This window comes from Sphingomonas soli NBRC 100801 (assembly GCF_001591025.1).
Classification (GTDB): Bacteria; Pseudomonadota; Alphaproteobacteria; order Sphingomonadales; family Sphingomonadaceae; genus Sphingomonas; species Sphingomonas soli.
Window position 1 is genome coordinate 306,059 of the sequence record NZ_BCTZ01000001.1, and the last position, 20,039, is coordinate 326,097.

18 protein-coding genes and 1 tRNA gene are annotated in these 20,039 nt (G+C 65.1%); 16 read left to right on the forward strand and 3 right to left on the reverse strand.

Features of this window, described 5'->3' with window-relative positions; translation table 11 throughout:
* Positions 1-43: 43 nt before the first annotated feature.
* From SSO01S_RS01455 to SSO01S_RS01475, 5 genes are all read left to right on the forward strand, one after another.
* Positions 44-511, forward strand: coding sequence for an Lrp/AsnC family transcriptional regulator (locus tag SSO01S_RS01455; RefSeq protein WP_066794022.1), 468 nt, complete (start codon positions 44-46; stop codon positions 509-511).
* A gap of 145 nt (positions 512-656) precedes the next feature.
* Entirely contained in the window at positions 657-2,588 is a 1,932-nt protein-coding gene (locus tag SSO01S_RS01460; RefSeq protein WP_066794025.1) for a potassium transporter Kup, read from the forward strand.
* Entirely contained in the window at positions 2,585-3,097 is a 513-nt protein-coding gene (locus tag SSO01S_RS01465) for a 2'-5' RNA ligase family protein (RefSeq protein ID WP_066794027.1), read from the forward strand. The genes SSO01S_RS01460 and SSO01S_RS01465 overlap by 4 nt, the downstream gene beginning before the upstream one ends.
* Positions 3,098-3,151: 54 nt before the next feature.
* Positions 3,152-3,228: transfer RNA gene (locus SSO01S_RS01470), tRNA-Met, on the forward strand.
* A gap of 71 nt (positions 3,229-3,299) precedes the next feature.
* Positions 3,300-4,727, forward strand: coding sequence for a tyrosinase family protein (locus SSO01S_RS01475; RefSeq protein WP_083942762.1), 1,428 nt, complete (start codon positions 3,300-3,302; stop codon positions 4,725-4,727).
* On the opposite strand, the gene SSO01S_RS01480 is transcribed toward SSO01S_RS01475, so the two are convergent.
* Genes SSO01S_RS01480 through SSO01S_RS01490 form a run of 3 tightly spaced genes read right to left on the reverse strand, consistent with a single transcriptional unit; the run spans position 4,719 to position 6,483 of the window.
* Positions 4,719-5,504, reverse strand: coding sequence for a hydrolase 1, exosortase A system-associated (locus tag SSO01S_RS01480; protein ID WP_066794031.1), 786 nt, complete (start codon positions 5,502-5,504; stop codon positions 4,719-4,721). The two genes, SSO01S_RS01475 and SSO01S_RS01480, sit on opposite strands and share 9 nt — an antisense overlap.
* Positions 5,492-6,214, reverse strand: coding sequence for a hypothetical protein (locus SSO01S_RS01485; protein ID WP_066794032.1), 723 nt, complete (start codon positions 6,212-6,214; stop codon positions 5,492-5,494). The genes SSO01S_RS01480 and SSO01S_RS01485 overlap by 13 nt, the downstream gene beginning before the upstream one ends.
* Positions 6,211-6,483: an acyl carrier protein gene (locus tag SSO01S_RS01490; RefSeq protein ID WP_066794035.1), complete on the reverse strand. Its 273-nt coding sequence runs from the start codon at positions 6,481-6,483 to the stop codon at positions 6,211-6,213. The genes SSO01S_RS01485 and SSO01S_RS01490 overlap by 4 nt, the downstream gene beginning before the upstream one ends.
* A gap of 74 nt (positions 6,484-6,557) precedes the next feature.
* Here SSO01S_RS01490 and SSO01S_RS01495 point away from each other — a divergent pair, with 74 nt between their 5' ends.
* From SSO01S_RS01495 to xrtA, 11 genes are all read left to right on the forward strand, one after another.
* On the forward strand, positions 6,558-8,048 hold the full coding sequence (locus SSO01S_RS01495) for an acyl-CoA ligase (AMP-forming), exosortase A system-associated (protein WP_066794036.1): 1,491 nt from the start codon (positions 6,558-6,560) through the stop codon (positions 8,046-8,048).
* Between the two features lie 44 nt (positions 8,049-8,092).
* Positions 8,093-9,241: a pyridoxal-dependent decarboxylase, exosortase A system-associated gene (locus tag SSO01S_RS01500; protein WP_066794281.1), complete on the forward strand. Its 1,149-nt coding sequence runs from the start codon at positions 8,093-8,095 to the stop codon at positions 9,239-9,241.
* Between the two features lie 136 nt (positions 9,242-9,377).
* Positions 9,378-10,022 carry an XrtA/PEP-CTERM system exopolysaccharide export protein gene (locus tag SSO01S_RS01505; RefSeq protein WP_066794039.1) on the forward strand — a complete coding sequence of 215 codons (645 nt, stop codon included), beginning with the start codon at positions 9,378-9,380 and terminating at the stop codon, positions 10,020-10,022.
* A gap of 13 nt (positions 10,023-10,035) precedes the next feature.
* Positions 10,036-11,553: an XrtA system polysaccharide chain length determinant gene (locus SSO01S_RS01510; RefSeq protein ID WP_066794041.1), complete on the forward strand. Its 1,518-nt coding sequence runs from the start codon at positions 10,036-10,038 to the stop codon at positions 11,551-11,553.
* Between the two features lie 4 nt (positions 11,554-11,557).
* Entirely contained in the window at positions 11,558-12,559 is a 1,002-nt protein-coding gene (locus SSO01S_RS01515) for an AAA family ATPase (RefSeq protein WP_066794048.1), read from the forward strand.
* Positions 12,556-14,163: a hypothetical protein gene (locus tag SSO01S_RS01520; RefSeq protein ID WP_066794051.1), complete on the forward strand. Its 1,608-nt coding sequence runs from the start codon at positions 12,556-12,558 to the stop codon at positions 14,161-14,163. The genes SSO01S_RS01515 and SSO01S_RS01520 overlap by 4 nt, the downstream gene beginning before the upstream one ends.
* 10 nt (positions 14,164-14,173) lie before the next feature.
* On the forward strand, positions 14,174-15,298 hold the full coding sequence (locus SSO01S_RS01525) for an AAA family ATPase (RefSeq protein WP_066794054.1): 1,125 nt from the start codon (positions 14,174-14,176) through the stop codon (positions 15,296-15,298).
* A gap of 5 nt (positions 15,299-15,303) precedes the next feature.
* A complete protein-coding gene (locus SSO01S_RS01530; protein WP_066794057.1) occupies positions 15,304-16,146 on the forward strand; it encodes an XrtA system polysaccharide deacetylase in 843 nt (280 codons plus the stop codon).
* A complete protein-coding gene (locus tag SSO01S_RS01535) occupies positions 16,143-17,216 on the forward strand; it encodes a FemAB family XrtA/PEP-CTERM system-associated protein (protein ID WP_066794284.1) in 1,074 nt (357 codons plus the stop codon). The genes SSO01S_RS01530 and SSO01S_RS01535 overlap by 4 nt, the downstream gene beginning before the upstream one ends.
* The gene (locus tag SSO01S_RS01540) at positions 17,216-18,472 is read left to right on the forward strand and encodes a TIGR03087 family PEP-CTERM/XrtA system glycosyltransferase (protein WP_066794060.1); all 1,257 of its coding nucleotides are present in this window, start codon (positions 17,216-17,218) and stop codon (positions 18,470-18,472) included. The genes SSO01S_RS01535 and SSO01S_RS01540 overlap by 1 nt, the downstream gene beginning before the upstream one ends.
* Positions 18,469-20,007, forward strand: a complete 1,539-nt coding sequence (gene xrtA / locus SSO01S_RS01545) for an exosortase A (RefSeq protein ID WP_066794062.1) — start codon at positions 18,469-18,471, stop codon at positions 20,005-20,007. Before SSO01S_RS01540 ends, xrtA begins: the two co-directional genes overlap by 4 nt.
* Positions 20,008-20,039 lie beyond the last annotated feature (32 nt).

The window sequence follows — 20,039 nt, forward strand, 5'->3', positions numbered from 1 at the left end:
ATGGAACCGCTATATCCGGCGCCATGATCGCAGAATTTCTCTGATGGACCGGATTTTCACTTCGATCCTGAGATCGCTGGCGGCGGATGCGCGGGCGTCCGTCAGCACGATCGCGGCGCAGGCCGGACTCTCGCAATCGGCCTGTACGCGGCGCATTCAGGCGCTGGAGGCGTCGGGGCATATCCAGGGCTATGGTGCCCGGCTCGGCCATCGCGAACTGGGCTTCAAGGTGACGGCGCTGGTGGATATCACGCTGGGAACCCAGGTGGAGGAAGACCTTGCCGCCTTCGAGCGCGCAGTCTCCGAAATCGAGGGGGTGGTGGAATGCGCGCTGGTTTCGGGCGGGCAGGATTACCGGCTGAAGATCCTGGCGCGTGATCTGGACGATTATGAGCGGCTCCATCGCGAACATCTGGGGCGGCTACCTGGCGTGGTGACGATCAATTCCAGTTTCGTGCTGCGGGCGGTGCCGACGCGCAGCGAAGCTGACGCTCTGTTCGCCGCGCGCTGACAGGGAACCCGGCGGCCCGTGCCGCGTCTGGCAAATGTGCGCCGTTGCTACGCAATGCTGCAAGTGCTAACTGCGCGCGTTCCAAAGCCAAGCGAGAACTCCAGGTCGCTATGACCATATCAATCTCCGCAGCGCGACAGCCCCAGTGACAGCCGCAACAGTCGAACCAGCGCAGGACGCGGTTCACCATGACGATGCTGGCCATGGCCACCATCCGAAGGGGTCTCTTCGCGCGCTCGCTTTGGGGGCGATCGGCGTCGTCTTTGGCGATATCGGGACTTCGCCGCTTTATGCGATGAAGGAGACCTTTGTCGGGCATCACAAGCTCGCGGTCGATCTCGTCCATATCTATGGCGTGGTCAGCCTGATGTTCTGGTCGCTGCTGATCATCGTCACTGGCAAATATATCTTCCTGACGATGCGGGCGGACAATAAGGGCGAGGGCGGGAGCCTGGCGCTGCTCGCGCTGATCCAGCGCAAGACGGGGCAGGGTCCGGGCCGGTGGAGCCACGGGCTCGTCATGCTGGGCGTGCTGGCGACGGCATTGTTCTTCGGCGACTGTATGATCACGCCAGCGATCTCGGTGCTCTCGGCCGTCGAAGGGCTCGTCGTCGTGCAAGCGGGGTTCAAGCCCTATGTGCTGCCGATCGCGGCGGGCATCCTGATCGGGCTGTTCGTGATCCAGGCGCGCGGCACCGACATTCTCGGCAAGTTCTTCGGGCCGATCATGCTGGTCTATTTCCTGACGCTGGCCGGGCTGGGCCTCAACAGTGTCGTCCAGTCGCCTGAGGTGCTGCAGGCGTTCAATCCGGTCTGGGGCTATCGCTTCTTTGCGGCCGATCCCTGGCTCGCCTTCCTTGCGCTAGGATCGGTCGTGCTGGCGCTCACCGGGGCCGAGGCGCTCTATGCCGACATGGGGCATTTCGGGCGAAAGCCGATCCAACTCGCCTGGGTCGGGCTGGTGCTGCCAGCGCTGATGCTCAACTATCTGGGGCAGGGCGGGCTGATGATCCGCGACCCCAGCGCCGCGAACAACCCGTTCTTCCTGCTGGCCAGCGAAGGCTGGCGGCTGCCGCTGGTCATCCTGGCGACGATGGCGACGATCATCGCCAGCCAGGCGGTGATCACCGGCGCGTTTTCGGTGTGCCAGCAGGCGGTGCAGCTTGGGCTGATGCCGCGGCTCAGGATCAACCACACTTCGGCATCGGCGCTGGGGCAGATTTATCTGCCGACTGTAAACTGGGCGCTGATGGTGATGGTGCTGCTGCTCGTCCTGAGCTTCCGTGAATCGTCGAACCTTGCTGCGGCTTATGGCATCGCGGTGACCGGCACGATGTTCATCACCACCTGCATGCTGATCGTGCTGGTGAGGCGGGTTTGGAACTGGCCGCTACTGATCGCGATCCCGCTCATTACCCTCTTCCTGATCTTCGACGGTGCCTATTTCGCGTCCAACGTCACCAAGATCCCCGATGGCGGCTGGTTCCCGCTGCTCGTGGGGGTGGTGGCGTTCACGCTGCTGACGACCTGGGCGAAGGGGCGGCAGCTGATGATCGCGCGGCTGCGCGAGAGCGCGATGCCGATCAAGATTTTCATCGAATCGGCGGCAAGCGCTGCCAGCCGTGTGCCGGGCACCGCGGTGTTCATGACCTCGACCCCCGATGGCGTCCCGCACGCGCTGCTCCATAATCTCAAGCACAACAAGGTTCTGCACGAGCGCGTGATCCTGTTGACCGTAAAGATCGCCGACGAACCCTATGTCGAGGACGAGAGCCGGATGAAGGTGGAGGATCTGGGCAAGGGATTCCACCGGATGGTGATCAAATACGGCTTCATGCAGGACGCCGACGTGCCGAGCGCGCTCAAGCAGGTCAGCGCCTGCGGGGCGCAGTTCAAGATGATGGACACCAGCTTCTTCCTAGCGCGGCAGACATTGCTGCCCTCGGCCAAGCCGGGGATGGCGATCTGGCGCGAGAAGCTGTTCGCGTGGATGCTGCGGAATGCCGAAAGCGCGATGGAATTTTTCCGCCTGCCGACGAATCGCGTGGTGGAGCTGGGCAGCCAGGTGGAGATTTGAGCGGCTCCGCTGCGCCGATCATCGTGACGGCGCTGTTCGGGCGGCAGGATCAGGCTTGGTTCAACGCGCTGCGCCGCGAGCATTATCCGCCCGAACGCAATGTGATCGACGCGCATCTGACTCTGTTCCACCATCTGCCGCCTTCGGTATCCGAAGAACTGAAACACCGGCTGACGCAGGAGACGCGGAGCGTTCGTGCGCCCAGGGCGAAGGTGACGGGGCTGATGCATCTCGGACGGGGCGTAGCCTACCGGATCGAGGCACCCGAACTGAGCACGATTCGCGAGGGGTTGGCCGCCGCGTTCTCGGGGCTGCTGATCCCGCAGGACGCGATACGCTGGCGTCCGCACGTGACGATCCAGAACAAGGTGACGCCCAGCCTCGCCAAGTTCGTGCTCGCCCAGCTCTCGCAGGGATTCGTGCCGCGCGAGCTGGAAATCGCCGGTCTGGCCACCTGGCTTTATCGCGGCGGGCCGTGGGAGCCGCTTTCCCGGCATATGTTCGCTTGACCGGGGGAAAAGGCCAACCTATGTCGCCCGCTCTTCGAAGCTGAAGCACCGCATGGCGGAGTAGCTCAGTTGGTTAGAGCACGGGAATCATAATCCTGGGGTCGGGGGTTCAAGTCCCTCCTCCGCTACCAGCTTCGAAGCCTGCCACTTCCATCATCGGCGCACGGCGTCATGATGCCCGCGAAACGAATCGGGGGCAGTCATGGCGGGTATGAAACGTCGCGAGATCATCGCGATGCTGGCGGCGATCGGCGCGGGCGGGCCGGCGCTGGCATGGTCCGTGACGGGGCCGGTGCAGGAGCGACTGCCTTGGGCGAAGTTCCGCATGTCTGGCGATTATGCGAAGCTGGTGAGCGCCGTTCGCACCATGAAGGCGAATCTCGATCCGGCGAGCCCGGATAGCTGGCTGTTCTGGGCGAATATCCACCAGAATCATTGCCCGCACGGGAAGGACTATTTCCTCGCCTGGCACCGCGGATATCTGTTCCTGTTCGAGCAGCAGCTACGCAAGGTGGCGAAATCGACCACGCTTCGGCTCCCTTATTGGGACTATTTCGCCGATGCCAAGGTGCCGGCTGAGCTGATGGCGGGAAACCTCGCCACCAATCCGCTGTTCGAGACGCGCAAGGGCGAGGATGTCAGCAAGGCGCTGGTATATGGGGCGTTCGGCGACGATGTGACGATCTTCGAGCGGAGTTCGAAGGACTGCTTTGAGACCAGGGTCGAGCAGTTCCACAACAATGTCCACAACCTGATCGGCGGGCGGATGGCGACGATGCAATCACCGCAGGACCTGATCTTCTGGATGCATCACGCCAATATCGACCGGCTGTGGGCCGCGTGGACGCTGGCGGGTCAAGGGCGGCAGATGCCGACGGCGGACAAGCCCTATTGGGGCGGACAACTCGATTATGCGAGCACGCTAAGCGTGCAGCGCGCGGAGACCTTTTCGCCCGAGAAGCTGGGATATCGCTACGCCAACCTGAAGATGCCTGCAGCGGGCGCACCTGTGCCTATAGTCGAATCCGCGCCGGTGAAGCATCAGCCGCCGCGCATGGCGGGTGCCGCGCCTGCTCCGGCTCCGGTGCCCATGCCGGTGCCGGCTCCCGCTCCGCGCCCTGTAATGGCGGAGCCCCCAGCGGCCGCTGCCCCTGCGCCCGCAGCCCCCATACCATTTCGCGGGATCTGGCTGGGGCGCGAATCGCGTTCGGTGCGAATGCCGCTACGCCGCGAGGAGGCACCTCTTGCAATGGCCGACCATCATCATGGCGGCATCGATGACGGGCTGAGTGTGGTGCTCGATGCCGTGACGCTCACCAAAATGGGCGAGGGCGGTGGCTTCTTCTACAAGCTGTACCTTGATCTCGATGACCTCGATTATGACGTCATACCGCCGGAAGACCGGCTGATCGGCACGGTGGGGCCGTTCCAGATCGCTGCGGCGCTTGCGCATGGCGAGAATGGCAAGGCACGGATCGAACTGCCGGTGGGCGACATGGTGCGGCGGGTCGCGGAGGGGCGCGATCCGGACGATCTGGGCGTGACCTTCGTGCGCATCGACGCGGCGCGCGCGCCGGGCGGTTCGGTCATCAATATCGAGAACGTCGCGTTTCGCGGACGTCTAGGCTAAGGCGGCAAGCACCCGCTCGAACAGCCAGTCCTTGTCCGCGACGCGGGCAAAGCTGTGGCTGTCGCTGTCGAGCGTTTCGATAGAGACACGCGTGCGCGTTGCGTCGAAGGCCGACCCTCTATAAGCCTCGGCGAAGGCGATCGCGGTGTTGTCGCCCTTGGCCAGCAATATCCGCGTGGGTGGAGCGCTCGCTAGTGCAGTCCCCAGCCTGGTTGCCAGACCGTCGGTCACCTGAGACTGTTTCCTCGACACCTTAGCCAGGCCCTTGATTATATTACCGATATTGACGCCTCCTCGAAGCAGGCGCAGCCATTCCTTCGGATCCTTCAGACGCTGGGCGTAATGCGATCGAATGGCGGCGGCCGGGGGCAAATCGTCCGCCGCTTCGATCGTCCATGGATTGGCGAGGAGCAGCGAATCAACGCCCGCTGCCCGATGAAAGAAGGCAAGTGCAGTGGCGGCGTCGCAATTGCCGAACGCGACAATCCGGGTGACCCCGGTCTCGCGCAACGCGGTGGCGGCTGCGGCGATATCCTCGGCCGCGCTCTCGAAGCCGCCATTTGCACCGGTGGAATCGCCGATCCCGCGCCGATCGAAGCGGAGCGCGGGATATCCCGCTTCGGCGACGCGCTGGCCCAGCAGCGCCATCCCGCGATGCGCGCCACAGCGGATCTCGTTACCGCCGGATACGATCAGCAGGCCGGTCTTGCCCGGCGCCTCGTCGAGCGTGCCGACCAGCGTTTCGCCCGCGCAAGGGATTTGGATCAGCCTTCGCATGCGCGGATCCAGTCGGCGATATCGTCGGCGAGCCGGGCAGCAAGCGCGGGATCGTTATCAGGCTCGGCCCGGCGCCAGAGGGGTGCGCCGGGAACCTTGAGGTCGGCCGCCTTCGCGTCAGTCTCGTGGCGTACGGTTCGGAGGGGAATATCCGGCGCATCCTCTATCGAAAATGCTGACTTCACTTTCAGATCCGTGAGCAGATCCGGTGAGATAAGATTCCCCGCGATCTCGACGAGAGCATCTTCCTCCCCATCAAAATACCAAAGCTCGCCAAGCTTCCGACTTGATCCAACCTCTACCTGCTTGACGCGGGTAAGTTCGCGTAAGACCTGCGCGCCATCGACGGGCGCAAAATGCCATCTGCCATAGGCAATTGCGTAGGTATCGAGCAGGGCACCGCTCCGAATGCCCATCGCATAACAATTTCGGCCGGCTCGGTCGAAAGTCGCGCAAGCGGCCTGGAAGGCATCTTGAAGCGTAAGGATGGACGGAGATGTGGGCATCAGGCTTTCACCCTGTCCCGGCAGATCGGGCAGGGCGCTGGCGATCCCGCGCTCGGCCAAGGCCCGGAGGATCGTCACCGCGAAGGTGCGGGTGCGATTGGCTTCCTCGAACAGCGGCAGCGCCGCGACTATGACCGGGCCGGTGGACGGGCCGAAGCGAAGCATGGCTTCGCGGCCCCCCTCCCAGTCATAGTGATCGATCATCCGAGCGCCTTCGACTGGGCAAACCGGGCAAGCGCGCCAAAGGTCTCCAGCATCTCGCCATCTACCTCGTCATCCTCGATCAGGATGCCCAGCCGGTCCTCAAGTTCGGTGAGCACCCCGGCGACGGCGAGCGAATCGAGTTCGGGCAAAGCGCCGAAAAGGGGCGTTTCCTCGCGAAATGCTGCAGCGCGCTCTTCGCTCAGGCCCAGCACGTCGCGAAGGACGGCGCGAACTGCATTTTCTACTTCAAGCGACCCGTCGGGCTGCACTGGATAACCCCCTGCACTATTTTTTCGCCGCCGTAAGGCTATGCGAACGACCTGCCAAGTATAAGGGTGACGAAATGGTGCCGCTCGATTCCGTCCCGCAGCCGCTGGATGCGCTCACCTTGCGTGGGCACCGCGATGCCGTGGCGCTGGAAGATCGCGCCGGTACGATGGCCTATGCCGAGCTGGAAGCAGCGGTGGGGCGGATGGCGCATGCGCTCTCGCGCCTCGGACTGGCGAAGGGCGAGCGGGTGGCGACATGGCTGCCCAAGACCCGAACCGCCTGCCTGATGCCCTTGGCGGCGGCGCGGGCGGGGCTGGTGCATGTGCCCGTAAACCCGATGCTCAAGCGGGCGCAGGTGGCGTACATCCTGGCCGATAGCGGCGCGCGGGCGCTGGTTTCGCAGAATGCGCGGCTGGAGACCCTGGAGGCGGGCGACGTGCCCACGGACTGCCGGTTGCTTGATGATGACGCCTTGGAGAGTGTGGACTCGCTTCCGGTGTCGAAGGCAGAAACGGACGCGCTGGCGGCGATCCTCTATACCTCGGGCTCGACTGGCAGGCCAAAGGGCGTGATGCTAAGTCACGCCAATTTATGGCTCGGTGCCATAAGTGTAGCGCATTATCTTAAAATTGAATCTGAAGATCGCGTGCTGGGCGTTCTGCCGCTCAGCTTCGATTATGGGCAGAATCAGTTGCTGTCCACCTGGGCCGCCGGCGCGCGGATCATTCCGTTGGATTATCTAACCGCGCGCGACGTCGTGAAGGCGGTGGAACGGTTCGACGCCACTACGCTGGCGGGAGTGCCGCCGCTCTGGGTGCAATTACTTGAGGCAGAATGGCCGGTGGAAGCGGCGGCGCGGCTCAAGCGGTTGACCAATTCGGGCGGCGCGCTGACACGCGGGATGGTGCGTGGCCTGCGTGAGCGATTCCCGCAGGCGCGGCTCTATCCGATGTATGGGCTGACCGAGGCGTTTCGATCGACCTATCTCGATCCCGATCTGGTTGATGCGCACCCCGATTCGATTGGGCGTGCGATCCCCTTTGCCGAGGTGCTGGTGGTGGGGCCCGATGGCAAGCGCGCGAAGCAAGGAGAACTGGTGCATGCCGGACCTTTGGTGGCGCAGGGCTATTGGCGCGATGCCGAGCGGACCGCGCAGCGCTTTCGTCTGGCGCCTCCTTTCGCCAGGAGTGGCGGGATGGCGGTGTGGTCAGGCGACACGGTACACGAAGGCGATGACGGGCTGCTCCGCTTCGTGGGGCGCGACGACGAGATGATAAAGTCGGCGGGCAACCGGATCAGCCCCACCGAGATCGAGGAAGCCGTGGTTTCCGGCGGGGAAGCTGCGGAAGCGGTAGCGATCGGCGTGCCCGATGCGCGGCTGGGCCAGGCGATCGTGGTGGTCGTGCGCGGGGATTCGGCGCGCGAGGATGCTCTGCGTGATCGGATGCGGCGCGAATTGCCGAGCTTCATGCAGCCAGTCCGCTATGAATGGCGGGAAGAACTGCCGCGCAACGCCAATGGCAAGCTCGATCGCTCGGCATTGAAGGCGGAGATCAGGGCGTGAACGGCAGCAAGGCATTTGGCCCGATCCCTCCCGAATTCGCGGGCATGGAAGCGCTGCCATGGGTTGGCGAAGCCACGCCCGTCTATGTCTATGATTTCGCGATCGTCGCTGCGCGGATCGCGCTGCTACGGGCCACCATGCCTCCGCAATTGGCGCTGCATTATGCGATCAAGGCCAATCCGATGCCCGAATTGCTCGCGGCGATCGCGCCGTTGGTGGATGGGCTCGACGTGGCCTCGGCAGGCGAGATGGGGCGTGCGCTTTCCGTAAAGCCTGCCGATGCAATCAGCTTTGCCGGGCCAGGCAAGCGCGATGCGGAACTCGAAGCAGCGATCCGCGCGGGTGTGACGCTTCACCTCGAATCAGAAGGCGAGGGCGCGCGTGCCCTGGCGCTGGGCGACCGGATCGGCGGTGCGCCGCGGCTCGCGGTTCGCGTGAACCCCGATTACGAGCTTCGCGGATCAGGGATGAAGATGGGCGGTCGACCCTCGCCCTTCGGGCTCGATGCGGCGCGCGTGCCTGCTTTGGTCAAGCGAATCGTGGCGGCGGGTGCCGATTGGCGCGGCTTCCACATCTTTGCCGGTTCGCAATCGCTCGATACCGCAGCGATCATGGAAACCCAGGCGGCGACATTGGCGCTGGCGGACCGTCTTGCTGGTGAATCTGACGTCAAGCCGCCTTTGGTCAATATCGGCGGCGGGTTCGGAATCCCCTATTTTCCAGGGGATGCGCCAATCGATACTGCTGCGATCGGCGAGGCGCTGGGCAGGGAAATCGCGCGATACGATATGCCCGTGGCGATCGAGCTGGGCCGCTTCCTGGTCGGCGAGGCGGGCGTGTATCTGGCGCGCGTTGTCGATCGCAAGGACAGCCAGAGCGAGACCTTCCTGGTCGTGGATGGCGGGCTCAACCATCACCTCGCCGCGACAGGCAATTTCGGCACGGTCGTGAAGCGCAATTATCCTGTCGCGGTGGCGCACCGGATGCAGGATCCGGCCGAGGAGATCGTGACCATCGTCGGCCCGCTGTGCACTCCTCTTGATCGCCTTGCGGACAAGGTCGCCTTGCCGCGCGCGGAGGTGGGGGACGTCATAGCGATATTCACTTCGGGGGCGTATGGGGCTAGCGCGAGCCCCAGCGGGTTCCTGGGACATGCCCCGGTTCGGGAAATCCTTGTGAACCGTCCCCGCTGAAGTGCGCGGATCTGGGCCAAAATCGCCCAACTCCTAACCCGATGTTTACCTCTTACTCGCATAGCTGAGCCTGACCCAACCGGGTTTGCGGCCGAGACGTCGGCTGCTTTTGCCCCGGTTGGTGAGGAGCTCGAGCATGCGTTTTCTCTCCGTTGGCAGGGCATTGATCGCCCCCGTACTGGCCGCGGTCCTCCTTTCCGGTTGTGCCGGCGGAGGCGGCCGTCCCGAACTGCCGCCCGCCATCTCTGTCGCCGGCCGCGAGACGCCGAGCGAGGAATATGTGATCGGCCCGCTCGATCAGCTCCAGATCTTCGTGTGGCAGAACAAGGAATTGTCCGCGGACGTGCAGGTGCGCCCCGATGGCCGCATCACCGTGCCGCTGATCAACGACATGCCGGCGGTGGGCAAGACGCCCGCGATGCTGGCGGACGACCTGAAATATGCGCTGGGCGAGTATATCAACAATCCGATCGTCTCGGTGATCGTCAAGAATTTCTCGGGAACGTACAGCCAGCAGGTCCGCGTCGTCGGCGCGACCGAAAAGCCGGCCTCGATCCCGTATCGCGCGAACATGACCGCGCTCGACGCGATGATCGCCGTGGGCGGCCTGAGCGAATTCGCTTCGGGCAACCGTTCGCGGCTGGTGCGCGTCGACAAGGCGACGGGGCGGCAGCGCGAATTCAAGGTGCGCCTGGGCGATCTGCTCAAGAACGGCGACATCAGCGCGAACGTCAAGCTCGAGCCGGGCGACGTGATCATCATCCCTCAGAGCATGTTCTAAGGAGCCGCGGGGGATGGGGAGCCTGTTCGATGAAGTGCGCGGGATGCTCCACGCCATCTGGATGCGGCGCTGGATTGCGCTCGCCGTGGCCTGGGGCATCTGCCTTGCGGGCTGGCTGGTCGTGTCTCAGATGCCGAACAAATATGAATCGCGGGCGCGCATCTTCGTGCAGCTTCGTCAGATCCTGCCGGGTGCCGACGGCGCCAATCAGGCGGCGCAGGCGCGCGATATCGATCGCGTGCGCCAGACGCTGACTTCCACCGTCAATCTGGAAAAGGTAGTGCGCGGCACCGACCTGGCGCGCACCGTGGCCACGGATCGCGACATCGCGGATCGGATCGCAGGGCTGCAAAAGTCGATCAAGCTGACCGCGCAGGCCGACAATCTCTTCGAGATCACTGTGACTGCGTCCAGCGGCAAGCTGGCCAAGCAGATCGCGGAAAAGCTGATCAACATCTTCGTCGAAGGCAGCCTGGCCGATAATCGCGATGCCAGCAGCCAATCGATGGAATTCCTCGATGCGCAGCTCGATGCGCGCCAGAAGCAGCTTGCTGAAGCCGAGGCGAAGAAGGCCGATTTCCAGGCGCGCTATCTTGGTGCGCTGCCGGGCACGGGTTCGCTGAACGATCGTATCGCGGCAGCACGCACCCAGCTTGCCAGCGTCCAGTCTGACCTGGCGGCGGCGCAGAGCGGGCTCAACGCCGTCAATGCGCAGATGGCAGCGACACCGGCCAACATCGCCGGCGCAGGCGGCGCTGCTACTGCGGGGCCTGCGCGCGCACGGCTGGCGACGCTGCAGGGCCAGCTCGGCGAGGCGCGCGCGCGCGGCTTTACCGACAATCATCCCGACGTGATCGCGCTCAAGGCGCAGATCGCGCAGGCAACCGGTGCCGCACAGCGCGAGCCGATGTATGGCGGGGGCGGGGGTTCTGCTTCCAACCCGCTCTATCTGAGCCTGAAATCGATGCAGCTCGACAAGAGCGCGACGGTGGCCTCGCTGATCCAGCGCAAGAACCAGATCGAAGGCGATCTCAACGCGCTGGAGGCGAAACTCTCCGAGGCGCCCGGCGTCGCCGCCGAGCAGAGCCAGATCGACCGCGAATATCAGGTGCTCAAGGACCAGTATGACAAATTGCTGGCCGACCGGGAGCAATTGAAGGTCACCAGCTCGGCGCAGAGCGTGTCGGACACGGTGAAGTTCAACGTGATCGATCCGCCGACCCAGCCGCGCAGCCCCAACGCGCCCAACCGCCCGCTGCTGCTGGCCGCAGTGCTGATCGCCGGGCTGGGTGCGGGCGTGGCGGCCGCGTTCGCGCTGGCCAAGCTCAAGACGACGTTCTCGACCGCTGCCAAGCTGGAAAAGGCATCGGGCATGCCGGTGATCGGATCGATCGGCGAGGTGCTGACGCAGGCGCAAATCGCCATGCGCCGCAAGAAGCTGACCCTCTTCGCCGGGGGAATGGCGGCGCTGGGACTCGCGTTCCTTGGCCTGGTCGGCGTCGAATTCCTCCAGCGCGGAATGGGAGCCTGATCGCATGAACGAACAGACTCCGCGCCGCTATCGCGGGACGCTGCTCGAAAGGGCGGCGGCGCAATTCCATTATGCGCCCACGGGCCCCGTCATCCCCGACGTCGCGGCTGCGCCTGCCTCCCCGCCGCCCGCACCTGCGCCCGCTCCGCAGGCACAACAGCCCATGGCTGGCAATATTCCCGATGGTCCGGCGCTGCGCAGGGGCGCTGGCGAATATGAGCAGGCGAGCATCGCGGTGCCGCAACAGCCCACCGAGGGCCGCCGCATAGCGCCGATCGACCGCACCGCGCTGCGCGCGGGCGGGATGATCGTGCCCGGCGGGCAGATCACGCCGCTGGCAGAAGAATTCCGCATGGTGAAGCGCCAGCTTTTGCTGACCGCACGCGCCGTGGCGGCCAAGGACACCGCCAAGGCCGCAGATCGGGCACGCATGGTTCTGGTCTGTTCGGCAAACCCGGACGAGGGCAAGACCTTCTGCGCGATCAACCTGGCGCTTTCGATGGCGGCCGAGAAGGATGTCGAAATCCTGCTGGTCGATGCCGATTTCGCCAAGCCCGATATCCTCGACCGGCTTGGTATCACCGGTGGCCCGGGGTTGCTTGATGCGCTTTCCGGAGCGGTCGCCAATGTCGAAGACTGCATCATCGACACCGATATCCCGCAGCTTTCGGTGCTGCCTGCCGGTGCGAAGACCGTCAGCGACACGGAACTTCTCGCCAGCGACCGCGCCCGCGCGATCCTGGACGGGCTGGCGCAGGCCAATCCGCGCCGCATCGTAATCTTCGATTCTCCCCCCGCACTGGCGGCGTCACCGGCTTCGGTGCTCGCATTGCATGTGGGGCAGGTTCTTGTCGTGGTCCGCGCGGACCAGACCAGTGAAGGCGACCTTCGGGACGCCGTGAGTGCCCTCGACGGGTGCGAGCATATCCAGCTCGTCCTCAATTCGGTCTCGTTCCAGCCAGGCGGACGCCGGTTCGGAAGCTATTATGAGGAGGCGGGCAAGTGACCCGGCTGATTTTCGCAACCGCGACCCTGGCCTGCGTGGCTGGACTCGCATCGCCCGCCAATGCGCAGAAGGTACGCGTAGGACCGTATATCGAAGCGAGCCAGGTGGTGACTGCCGATCTGAGCGGTGGGGACGTGCTGACCTATACGACGGCGGCCGTGGGCGTTGATGCGTCGGTCCACACGAAGCGGGTGGAAGTGCAGCTGAGCTACAAATATGAGCGCCGCTTCGCCTATCAGAAGCCGCTGAACAACGATCAGATGCATTCGGGCCTGGCGCGCGTGAAGGCGGCGGTTGCGCCGGGATTCAGCATCGAGGCGGGCGGCATCGCCACGCGCACGCGTTCGGATATTCGCGGCGACGCGCTGCTCACCAACCAGGGCAACAGCCGCAATTCGGCGCAGCTCTATTCGGGCTATGTCGGCCCCAACTTCGCAAGCCGTATCGGGCCGATCATGGCCAATGCCGCCTATCGCTTTGGCTATACCAAGGTCGAGTCACCGGGTGCGACGGGCGTGGGCGCCGGGCCCCGGCTCGATGCCTATGACAGCTCGAAGGTGCATGTCGCGACCGCGAGCCTGGGCGTGAAATCGGGGACGGTGCTGCCCGTGGGCGTGACCGTCAGCGGCTCCTACACGCGCGAGGATGCCGGGCAGCTCGACCAGCGCTTCGAGGGCAAGTTCGCTCGTGGCGACGTGGTTCTGCCGATCGCCCGCGGCTTCGCCATCGGTGGCGGCGTGGGCTATGAAAAGATCCAGATCAGCCAGAAGGACGCGGTGCGCGACGCTTCGAACAACCCGGTGGTGGACGCCAGGGGCCGGTTCGTGACGGACAATGCCTCGCCCCGGCGGCTGGCCTATGACCTTGACGGGATATTCTGGGACGCGGGCGTGATCTGGAAGCCGAGCCGCCGCACCTTCCTCGAAGCGCGCGTCGGCAAGCGCTACGGCTCGATGAGCTATACCGGCTCGCTCAGCTACCAGATGGGCCCGGGCAGCGGCATCCAGATCGGCGTCTATGACAATGTCCAGACGTTTGGCCAGCAGGTCAGCGGCTCGCTTGCGACGCTGCCGACCAGCTTCGTCACCACGACGGATCCCTTTGGCAATCAATATGGCGGCTGCATCTATGGCACGACGGGAAGCGCTGCGGGCGGCTGCCTGAACAACGTCTTCGCCTCCGCTGCCACCTCCGCATATCGCTCGCGCGGCGTGACCGGCGTGGCCGTTCTCAACCGGGGCGGGACGCGCCTGGGGCTGGGCGGCGGCTATTCGCGCCGCACCTTCATCGCGCCGACCGGGACGCCTGGCTTCAACATCAATGGACGTTCGGACGAGAGCTTCTACGCCCAGGTGTTTGGATCCACCGATGTGGGCCGCAACGGCGCGTTTTCCGCCAGCGCTTTCGGCAGCTATTACGATACCGATATCGCGGGCGCAGACGGCGTGCTCGGCTGGGGAGCCAATACGGCCTACACGCATCGCTTCGGCCCGCTGGGCGCCACGGTTTCGGCAGGCGTCTTCGGGTTCGACAACAAGAATTCGACGACCGGAAGCAGTAATACCGCGGCGCAGGCCTTGCTCGGCTTGCGGTACGGGTTCTGAGGATAGCCAGATGTACGACGACCATTACGGATTGACGGGCAGGCCCTTCCAGCTCACCCCCGATCCCAAATTCTGGTTCGACACCGCCACGCACCGCAAGGCGATGGCCTATCTCGGCTATGGCCTGAGCCAGGGTGAAGGATTCGTCGTCATCACGGGCGATCCCGGCGTAGGCAAGACCACCCTGATGGGGCATCTGCTCGGCGAGATCGATCGCGAGCGGCTCAACGTCATCAAGATCGTATCGTCGCAGCTTCGCCCCGAGGACCTGTTGCGGCTGGTGTGCGCGGGGCTTGAGATCAATGCGGCCGGCATGACCAAGGCCGACATGCTCGCCGCCATCGAGCGGGGGCTGCACGGCGTCGCGCGGAGCGGCCGCCGCACCCTGCTGGTGGTCGATGAGGCGCAGGCGCTGCCGATCGAAAGCCTGGAGGAGCTGCGGATGCTCTCCAATTTCCAGGCGGGCGGTTATCCGCTGCTGCAAATCTTCCTGCTCGGACAGCCCGAATTCCGCGTCACCCTGGCCGAACCGCGGCTGGAGCAGTTGCGCCAGCGCGTGATCGCGATGCACCATCTGGAGCCGATGGAAGCGGACGAAGTCGAACCCTATCTGATCCACCGCTTGTCGTGCGTCGGCTGGCGGGGCAAGCCGCGTTTCACCAACGATGCGGTGGCGGCGATGTATCGCTGGTCGAACGGCTCGCCGCGCCTGCTGAACCAGCTTGCCAGCCGCGTGCTGCTGTTCGGCGCGGTCGAGCAGATCGAGACCTTTGGCGAGCGCGAAGTGACGACGGTTATCGCCGATCTGCAGGGGGATACGGTCACCGGCGGCTATATGCCGAGGGAAACCGAGCCGCTGGAGCTGAACGAGATCGCGCCGATGCCGATGGGTACCCCCGCGCCGCCGCCGCCGGTGGATGCGCTGCCGCTGCGCCCGGCTGTGGCGGCACCTCCGCCTGCGCCTGCGCCCGCGGGCAACGACCCGATGGTTGAGCGGATCGCTCAGCTGGAAGCGCAGGTGAAGGATCAGGATGAGGCGCTGCGCCGCGTGCTGAGCCTGCTGGTCGACTGGGTCGAATCCAACGACACCGGCCGCCGCCCGGACCTTTCCGGGCTGCGCGGAAACGCGGCCTGAGACGCATGATCACCAACGCCCTCTCCGTAGATATCGAGGACTGGTTCCAGGTCGGCGCGTTCGAGAACACGATCTCGCGCGACGATTGGGATTCGCTCGAGCATCGCGTGGAGGCGAATACGGACGCCGTGCTGGCGCTGTTCGACGAAAGCGGGGTGAAGGGGACGTTCTTCACGCTCGGCTGGGTGGCCGAGCGCTACCCCGCGCTGATCCGCCGCGTCGCGGATGCAGGGCATGAAGTCGCCAGCCATGGCTGGGACCATCAACGCGTATTCAACATGGGACCCGATCAGTTTCGCGCCGACCTGGCCAAGGCGAAAGCGGCGCTTGAGGATGCCTCGGGCACAGAGGTGACCGGGTATCGTGCGCCCAGCTTCTCGATCGACCGGCGCACGCCCTGGGCGCATGCCGTGCTGGCCGAGCAGGGCTATCGTTATTCCTCCAGCATCGCACCGATCGCGCATGATCATTATGGCTGGCCCGATGCACCGCGCGGCGCCTTCAAGCCGGTGGCGGGTGCGGAGCTGATCGAGATACCGGTCACGATCGCGAAGTTTCTCGGCAGGGAGATCACCGCGGGCGGCGGGTTTTTCCGGCTGCTGCCGGGGCGGGTGACCGGCGATGCGGTGCGCGCTTCCAACCAGAGCGACCGCCCGGCGGTATTCTATTTCCATCCGTGGGAGATCGACCCCGGCCAACCCCGCGTGGCGAACGCGCCGCTCAAGTCGCGGCTTCGTCACTATGCGCGGCTAGGGGCAATGGCAGGGAAGCTGAAGACGCTGATCGGCAATCATCGATGGGGGCGCATGGACGCGATCGCGGCACGCGAGGCGGAGAAGCTGGCATGAACGCGCCGCTGCTCGCCCGCCCGGTGGGGCTTCGTATCGCCGATCTGGGCGACGCCATCGAACGCGCGCGGATCGGCGCGTTCGTACACGATTCCGCTGATGGCACGCCGTTTCACCTGCCGGCCTGGAGCGTCGCGGTCGCGCGCGGGTGCGGGCAGAGGAACCATTATCTGGTCGCAGAGGGCGGCAATGGCCAGCTGGTTGGCGCAATGCCGCTGACCGAGGTGCATTCGCCGCTGTTTGGGCGCGCCCTCGTGTCCGCGGCGTTCGGGGTTGGCGGCGGCATCCTGGCCGATAATCCGCGCGTGGCGGCGGGGCTTGGACAGGCTGCATGGGCGCTGGCCGGGCGACTGAGCTGCCCGGTGATGGAAGTGCGCGGCGGGCCGCTGCCGGGGCCCGAATGGGACGTGGATACGACCCGCTATCTGGGGTTCGTCCGTGACCTGGCGGCGGACGATGAGGCTGAGTTGCTGGCGATCCCGCGCAAGCAGCGCGCCGAGGTGCGCAAGTCGCTCGACACCGACCTCGAGGTGATCGTGGGCAATGGCGAGGACGAGCAGCGTACGCATTATGCGGTCTATGCCGAATCGGTCCGCAACCTGGGCACGCCGGTATTCCCCAAAGCGCTGTTTTCCGAAGTTTTGAAGGAGTTTGGCAAAGCCGCCGACCTGCTTATAGTCCGCCGTGGCGGAGTAGCGGTGTCGAGCGTTTTGAGCCTGTATTGGAAGGGAACGGTCTATCCCTATTGGGGTGGCGGGACCCGCGATGCGCGCGCGCTGCGCGCCAATGACCGGATGTATTTCGAGCTGATGCGCCATGCGCGCGCACGCGGATGCGCGCGGTTCGATTTCGGGCGATCCAAAACCGGCACCGGCGCGGCCGCATTCAAGAAGAACTGGGGTTTCGAGCCGGCACCGCTGACCTATTATGAGCGCGTCGCCGAAGGCGCGAAGGCGCGCGACGCGAGCCCGGCCAATCCCAAATTCAGCCTGCAGGTGAAGCTGTGGAGCAAGCTGCCGCTTGCCGTGGCGAACCGCGTCGGTCCGTGGATTTCGCGGGGGCTGGGCTGATGGGTGACATCCTTTTCCTGGCGCACCGCGTGCCTTATCCGCCCGACCGGGGCGACAAGATCCGCGGCTTCAACATACTGAAATATCTGTCCACCAAGCAGCGCGTCCACCTGATCGCCTTTGCTGACGATCCCAAGGATCTGAAGCAGAAGGGCGGGCTGGCCAAATATACCGGCAACCGATCGATCATCTGGCGCGCCAAGAGCCAGATGAAGGCGGGCTTGCAGGCGCTGTTCTCGCATCGCCCGATATCGCTGACCGCGTTCGACAATGATGCGGTGCGCGAGGCCGTGGAGAATATGCTGACGCGGCACGCGATCGATACGATCTTCGTGTTTTCAAGCCAGATGGCGCAATATCTTCCGGCGCGCCCGCATCAGCGGGTGATCATGGATTTCGTCGATATGGATTCGGCGAAGTTCGCCGCCTATGCGCAGACATCGAAGGGAGCGATGGGCTGGATGCTGGGCCGCGAGGCGCGCCTGCTGCTGGCGCACGAGAAGGCGATCGCGGCGCGCGCGGACGCCAGCCTGTTCGTCAGCGAGGCAGAGGCGGAGCTGTTTCGCCAGCGTACGGGCGCGGACCGGGTCCATGTCGTCGAGAATGGCATCGATACCGACTTTTTCGATCCGTCGGCGGCGTTCAAGCGGATCGACACGATGGGGCGGTCGATCGTGTTCACCGGGCAGATGGACTATCGCCCGAACGTGGAGGGCGTCACCTGGTTTGTCGAGACGATCCTGCCGCATATCCGGCTGGTGCATCCCGATGCGCGCTTCATGATCGTGGGCCGGAACCCGACCGACGCGGTGAAGGCGCTGACCAAGCATCCGGGCGTGACCGTGGTGGGCGAGGTCGCCGATGTGCGAGGCTGGCTGGCGCAGGCGGCGGTGGTCGTCGCGCCGCTCAAGTTGGCGCGCGGTATCCAGAACAAAGTGCTGGAAGGCATGGCGATGGCGCGACCCGTGGTCGCATCCGAAGCAGCCGCGACCGGCATCGAGCATAATGGCACGATCCGGGTAGGCTCGACCGTGGGCGAGATCGCGGAGCATGTGACGCAATTGCTGTCCGATCGCCGCAAGGCCGCTGCGATGGGCGAGGCGGCGCGCCAGCAGGTTATGGATCATTATAGCTGGGCCGCGCGGCTCGCCCCGCTCGACGAAGTGCTGGGCCTGCCGCTGCGCGACGCCAAGCAGAAGCATACCGCCCGGGCGACCGATGTGGTCAAGCCGCCACGGAGGCGGCACGTGGCATGACCGTGGCAGCGCCTGCGGGCGATTTCGTCCCTGCGAAGCGCCTGTTCGATGCGCGCTGGCGGCGTCATGCCGGATTGCTGGTGGCGGTCTGGCTCGGCCTCCTCGTCCTCTTCCGGGGCGATACCGCCGATCTGGCGACGATCTATTGGACGAACACCACTTTCGGGCATTGCCTGTTCGTCGCGCCCGTCATTGCATGGCTGGTGTGGCAGCGCAGGAACGAGCTGGCGCTGGTAGTACCGCAGGGCTGGTGGCCGGGGCTCGCATTGGTCGCAGCCGGCGGCTTTGGCTGGGTTCTGGGCGATGCGGCGAGCGTGGCATTGTTCCGCCATGCCGGGCTGGTGTTGATGCTGCAGGGCGCTGTGGTGACGGTGCTTGGCCCGAACGTGGCGCGGGCGCTGCTGTTTCCGCTTTGCTACATGGCGTTTCTGGTGCCCTTCGGGGACTTTTTGGAGGGGCCGCTCCAGGACATCACCACGGCTATCGTGATCCCCTTGCTGCACGTGACCGGGGTGCCCGCCGTGGTGGATGGCGTGCTGATCACCACGCCCAACGGCTTTTTCGAGATCGCCGAGGCCTGTTCGGGCGCGAAATTCGTGATCGCGATGGTTGCCTATGGCGTTCTGGTCGCCAACGTCTGCTACGTTTCGTGGCGCAGGCGCGCCGCGTTCCTCGCGATGGCGCTGATCGTGCCGATCATCGCCAACGGCATCCGCGCCTGGGGGACGATCTATGCCGCGTGGTGGACCTCGGTGGAGCGCGCCACGGGGATGGATCATATCGTCTATGGCTGGGTGTTCTTCGCGGTCGTGATGGTCGTAGTGCTCGCGATCGGCTGGAAATGGTTCGATCGCGATCCGGATGCCGCCTGGTTCGATCCGGCATCGCTCGCTACGGCGCCGACGCGGCGGATCGAAGCCCCGCTGGCATCGCTGCTTGTATTGCTGGTGGCGAGCCTGTTCCTTGGCTGGTCGAGCCTGAATGCGGCGCGGGCGGCGCCTTTGCCGGAGGCGGTGGAACTGCCCGAAGTTCCGGGCTGGCAGCGCGCCGCACTCAGCACCCGCGCCGCCTGGTCGCCCAATTATCCGGGCGCCGATCATTTCCTGATCGGGCGCTACGTGGATGCGCAGGGCAGGGCGGTGGACCTTGCGGTCGCGGTCTATGCCAGCCAGCACGAGGACAAGGAACTGGTGGGCTTCGGGATCGGCGCGATCCGCGAGAACGACAAATGGGTGCGCATCGAAGGGCTGTCGCGCGCCGATGGCGGGAAGGCGCTGCGCATGGTCGGCCCGGGGCGGATCGAGCGCGAGACGGTTACCTGGTACCGGATCGGCGGAATGCTGACCGGCAGCGACAATCGCGTGAAGCTGATGACGCTCAGAAACAAGATGCTCGGTGGCGATCAGGCGGCGGCAGCGGTGCTGGTTTCGGCCGAGCAGGATGGCGACGGGCGCGCGCATGGCGCGATCGAGGATTTCCTGCGCGCGCTAGGGCCGCTGGACGCGTTTGCGGATCGGATGACGGGCGTTCGTTAATCTCCCCCTTTTTCATCCCGGCCTTGTGCCGG

What these genes read in the sequence shown, in the direction of transcription:
- SSO01S_RS01535 (WP_066794284.1), top strand. Translation starts at nt 16,143, where the DNA reads ATGAACGCGCCGCTGCTCGCCCGCCCGGTGGGGCTTCGTATCGCCGAT.
- SSO01S_RS01525 (WP_066794054.1), top strand. Translation starts at nt 14,174, where the DNA reads ATGTACGACGACCATTACGGATTGACGGGCAGGCCCTTCCAGCTCACC.
- SSO01S_RS01485 (WP_066794032.1), bottom strand. Translation starts at nt 6,214, where the DNA reads ATGATCGATCACTATGACTGGGAGGGGGGCCGCGAAGCCATGCTTCGC.
- SSO01S_RS01495 (WP_066794036.1), top strand. Translation starts at nt 6,558, where the DNA reads ATGGTGCCGCTCGATTCCGTCCCGCAGCCGCTGGATGCGCTCACCTTG.
- SSO01S_RS01455 (WP_066794022.1), top strand. Translation starts at nt 44, where the DNA reads ATGGACCGGATTTTCACTTCGATCCTGAGATCGCTGGCGGCGGATGCG.
- SSO01S_RS01505 (WP_066794039.1), top strand. Translation starts at nt 9,378, where the DNA reads ATGCGTTTTCTCTCCGTTGGCAGGGCATTGATCGCCCCCGTACTGGCC.
- SSO01S_RS01515 (WP_066794048.1), top strand. Translation starts at nt 11,558, where the DNA reads ATGAACGAACAGACTCCGCGCCGCTATCGCGGGACGCTGCTCGAAAGG.
- SSO01S_RS01475 (WP_083942762.1), top strand. Translation starts at nt 3,300, where the DNA reads ATGGCGGGTATGAAACGTCGCGAGATCATCGCGATGCTGGCGGCGATC.
- SSO01S_RS01530 (WP_066794057.1), top strand. Translation starts at nt 15,304, where the DNA reads ATGATCACCAACGCCCTCTCCGTAGATATCGAGGACTGGTTCCAGGTC.
- SSO01S_RS01500 (WP_066794281.1), top strand. Translation starts at nt 8,093, where the DNA reads ATGGAAGCGCTGCCATGGGTTGGCGAAGCCACGCCCGTCTATGTCTAT.
- SSO01S_RS01480 (WP_066794031.1), bottom strand. Translation starts at nt 5,504, where the DNA reads ATGCGAAGGCTGATCCAAATCCCTTGCGCGGGCGAAACGCTGGTCGGC.
- SSO01S_RS01510 (WP_066794041.1), top strand. Translation starts at nt 10,036, where the DNA reads ATGGGGAGCCTGTTCGATGAAGTGCGCGGGATGCTCCACGCCATCTGG.
- xrtA (WP_066794062.1), top strand. Translation starts at nt 18,469, where the DNA reads ATGACCGTGGCAGCGCCTGCGGGCGATTTCGTCCCTGCGAAGCGCCTG.
- SSO01S_RS01540 (WP_066794060.1), top strand. Translation starts at nt 17,216, where the DNA reads ATGGGTGACATCCTTTTCCTGGCGCACCGCGTGCCTTATCCGCCCGAC.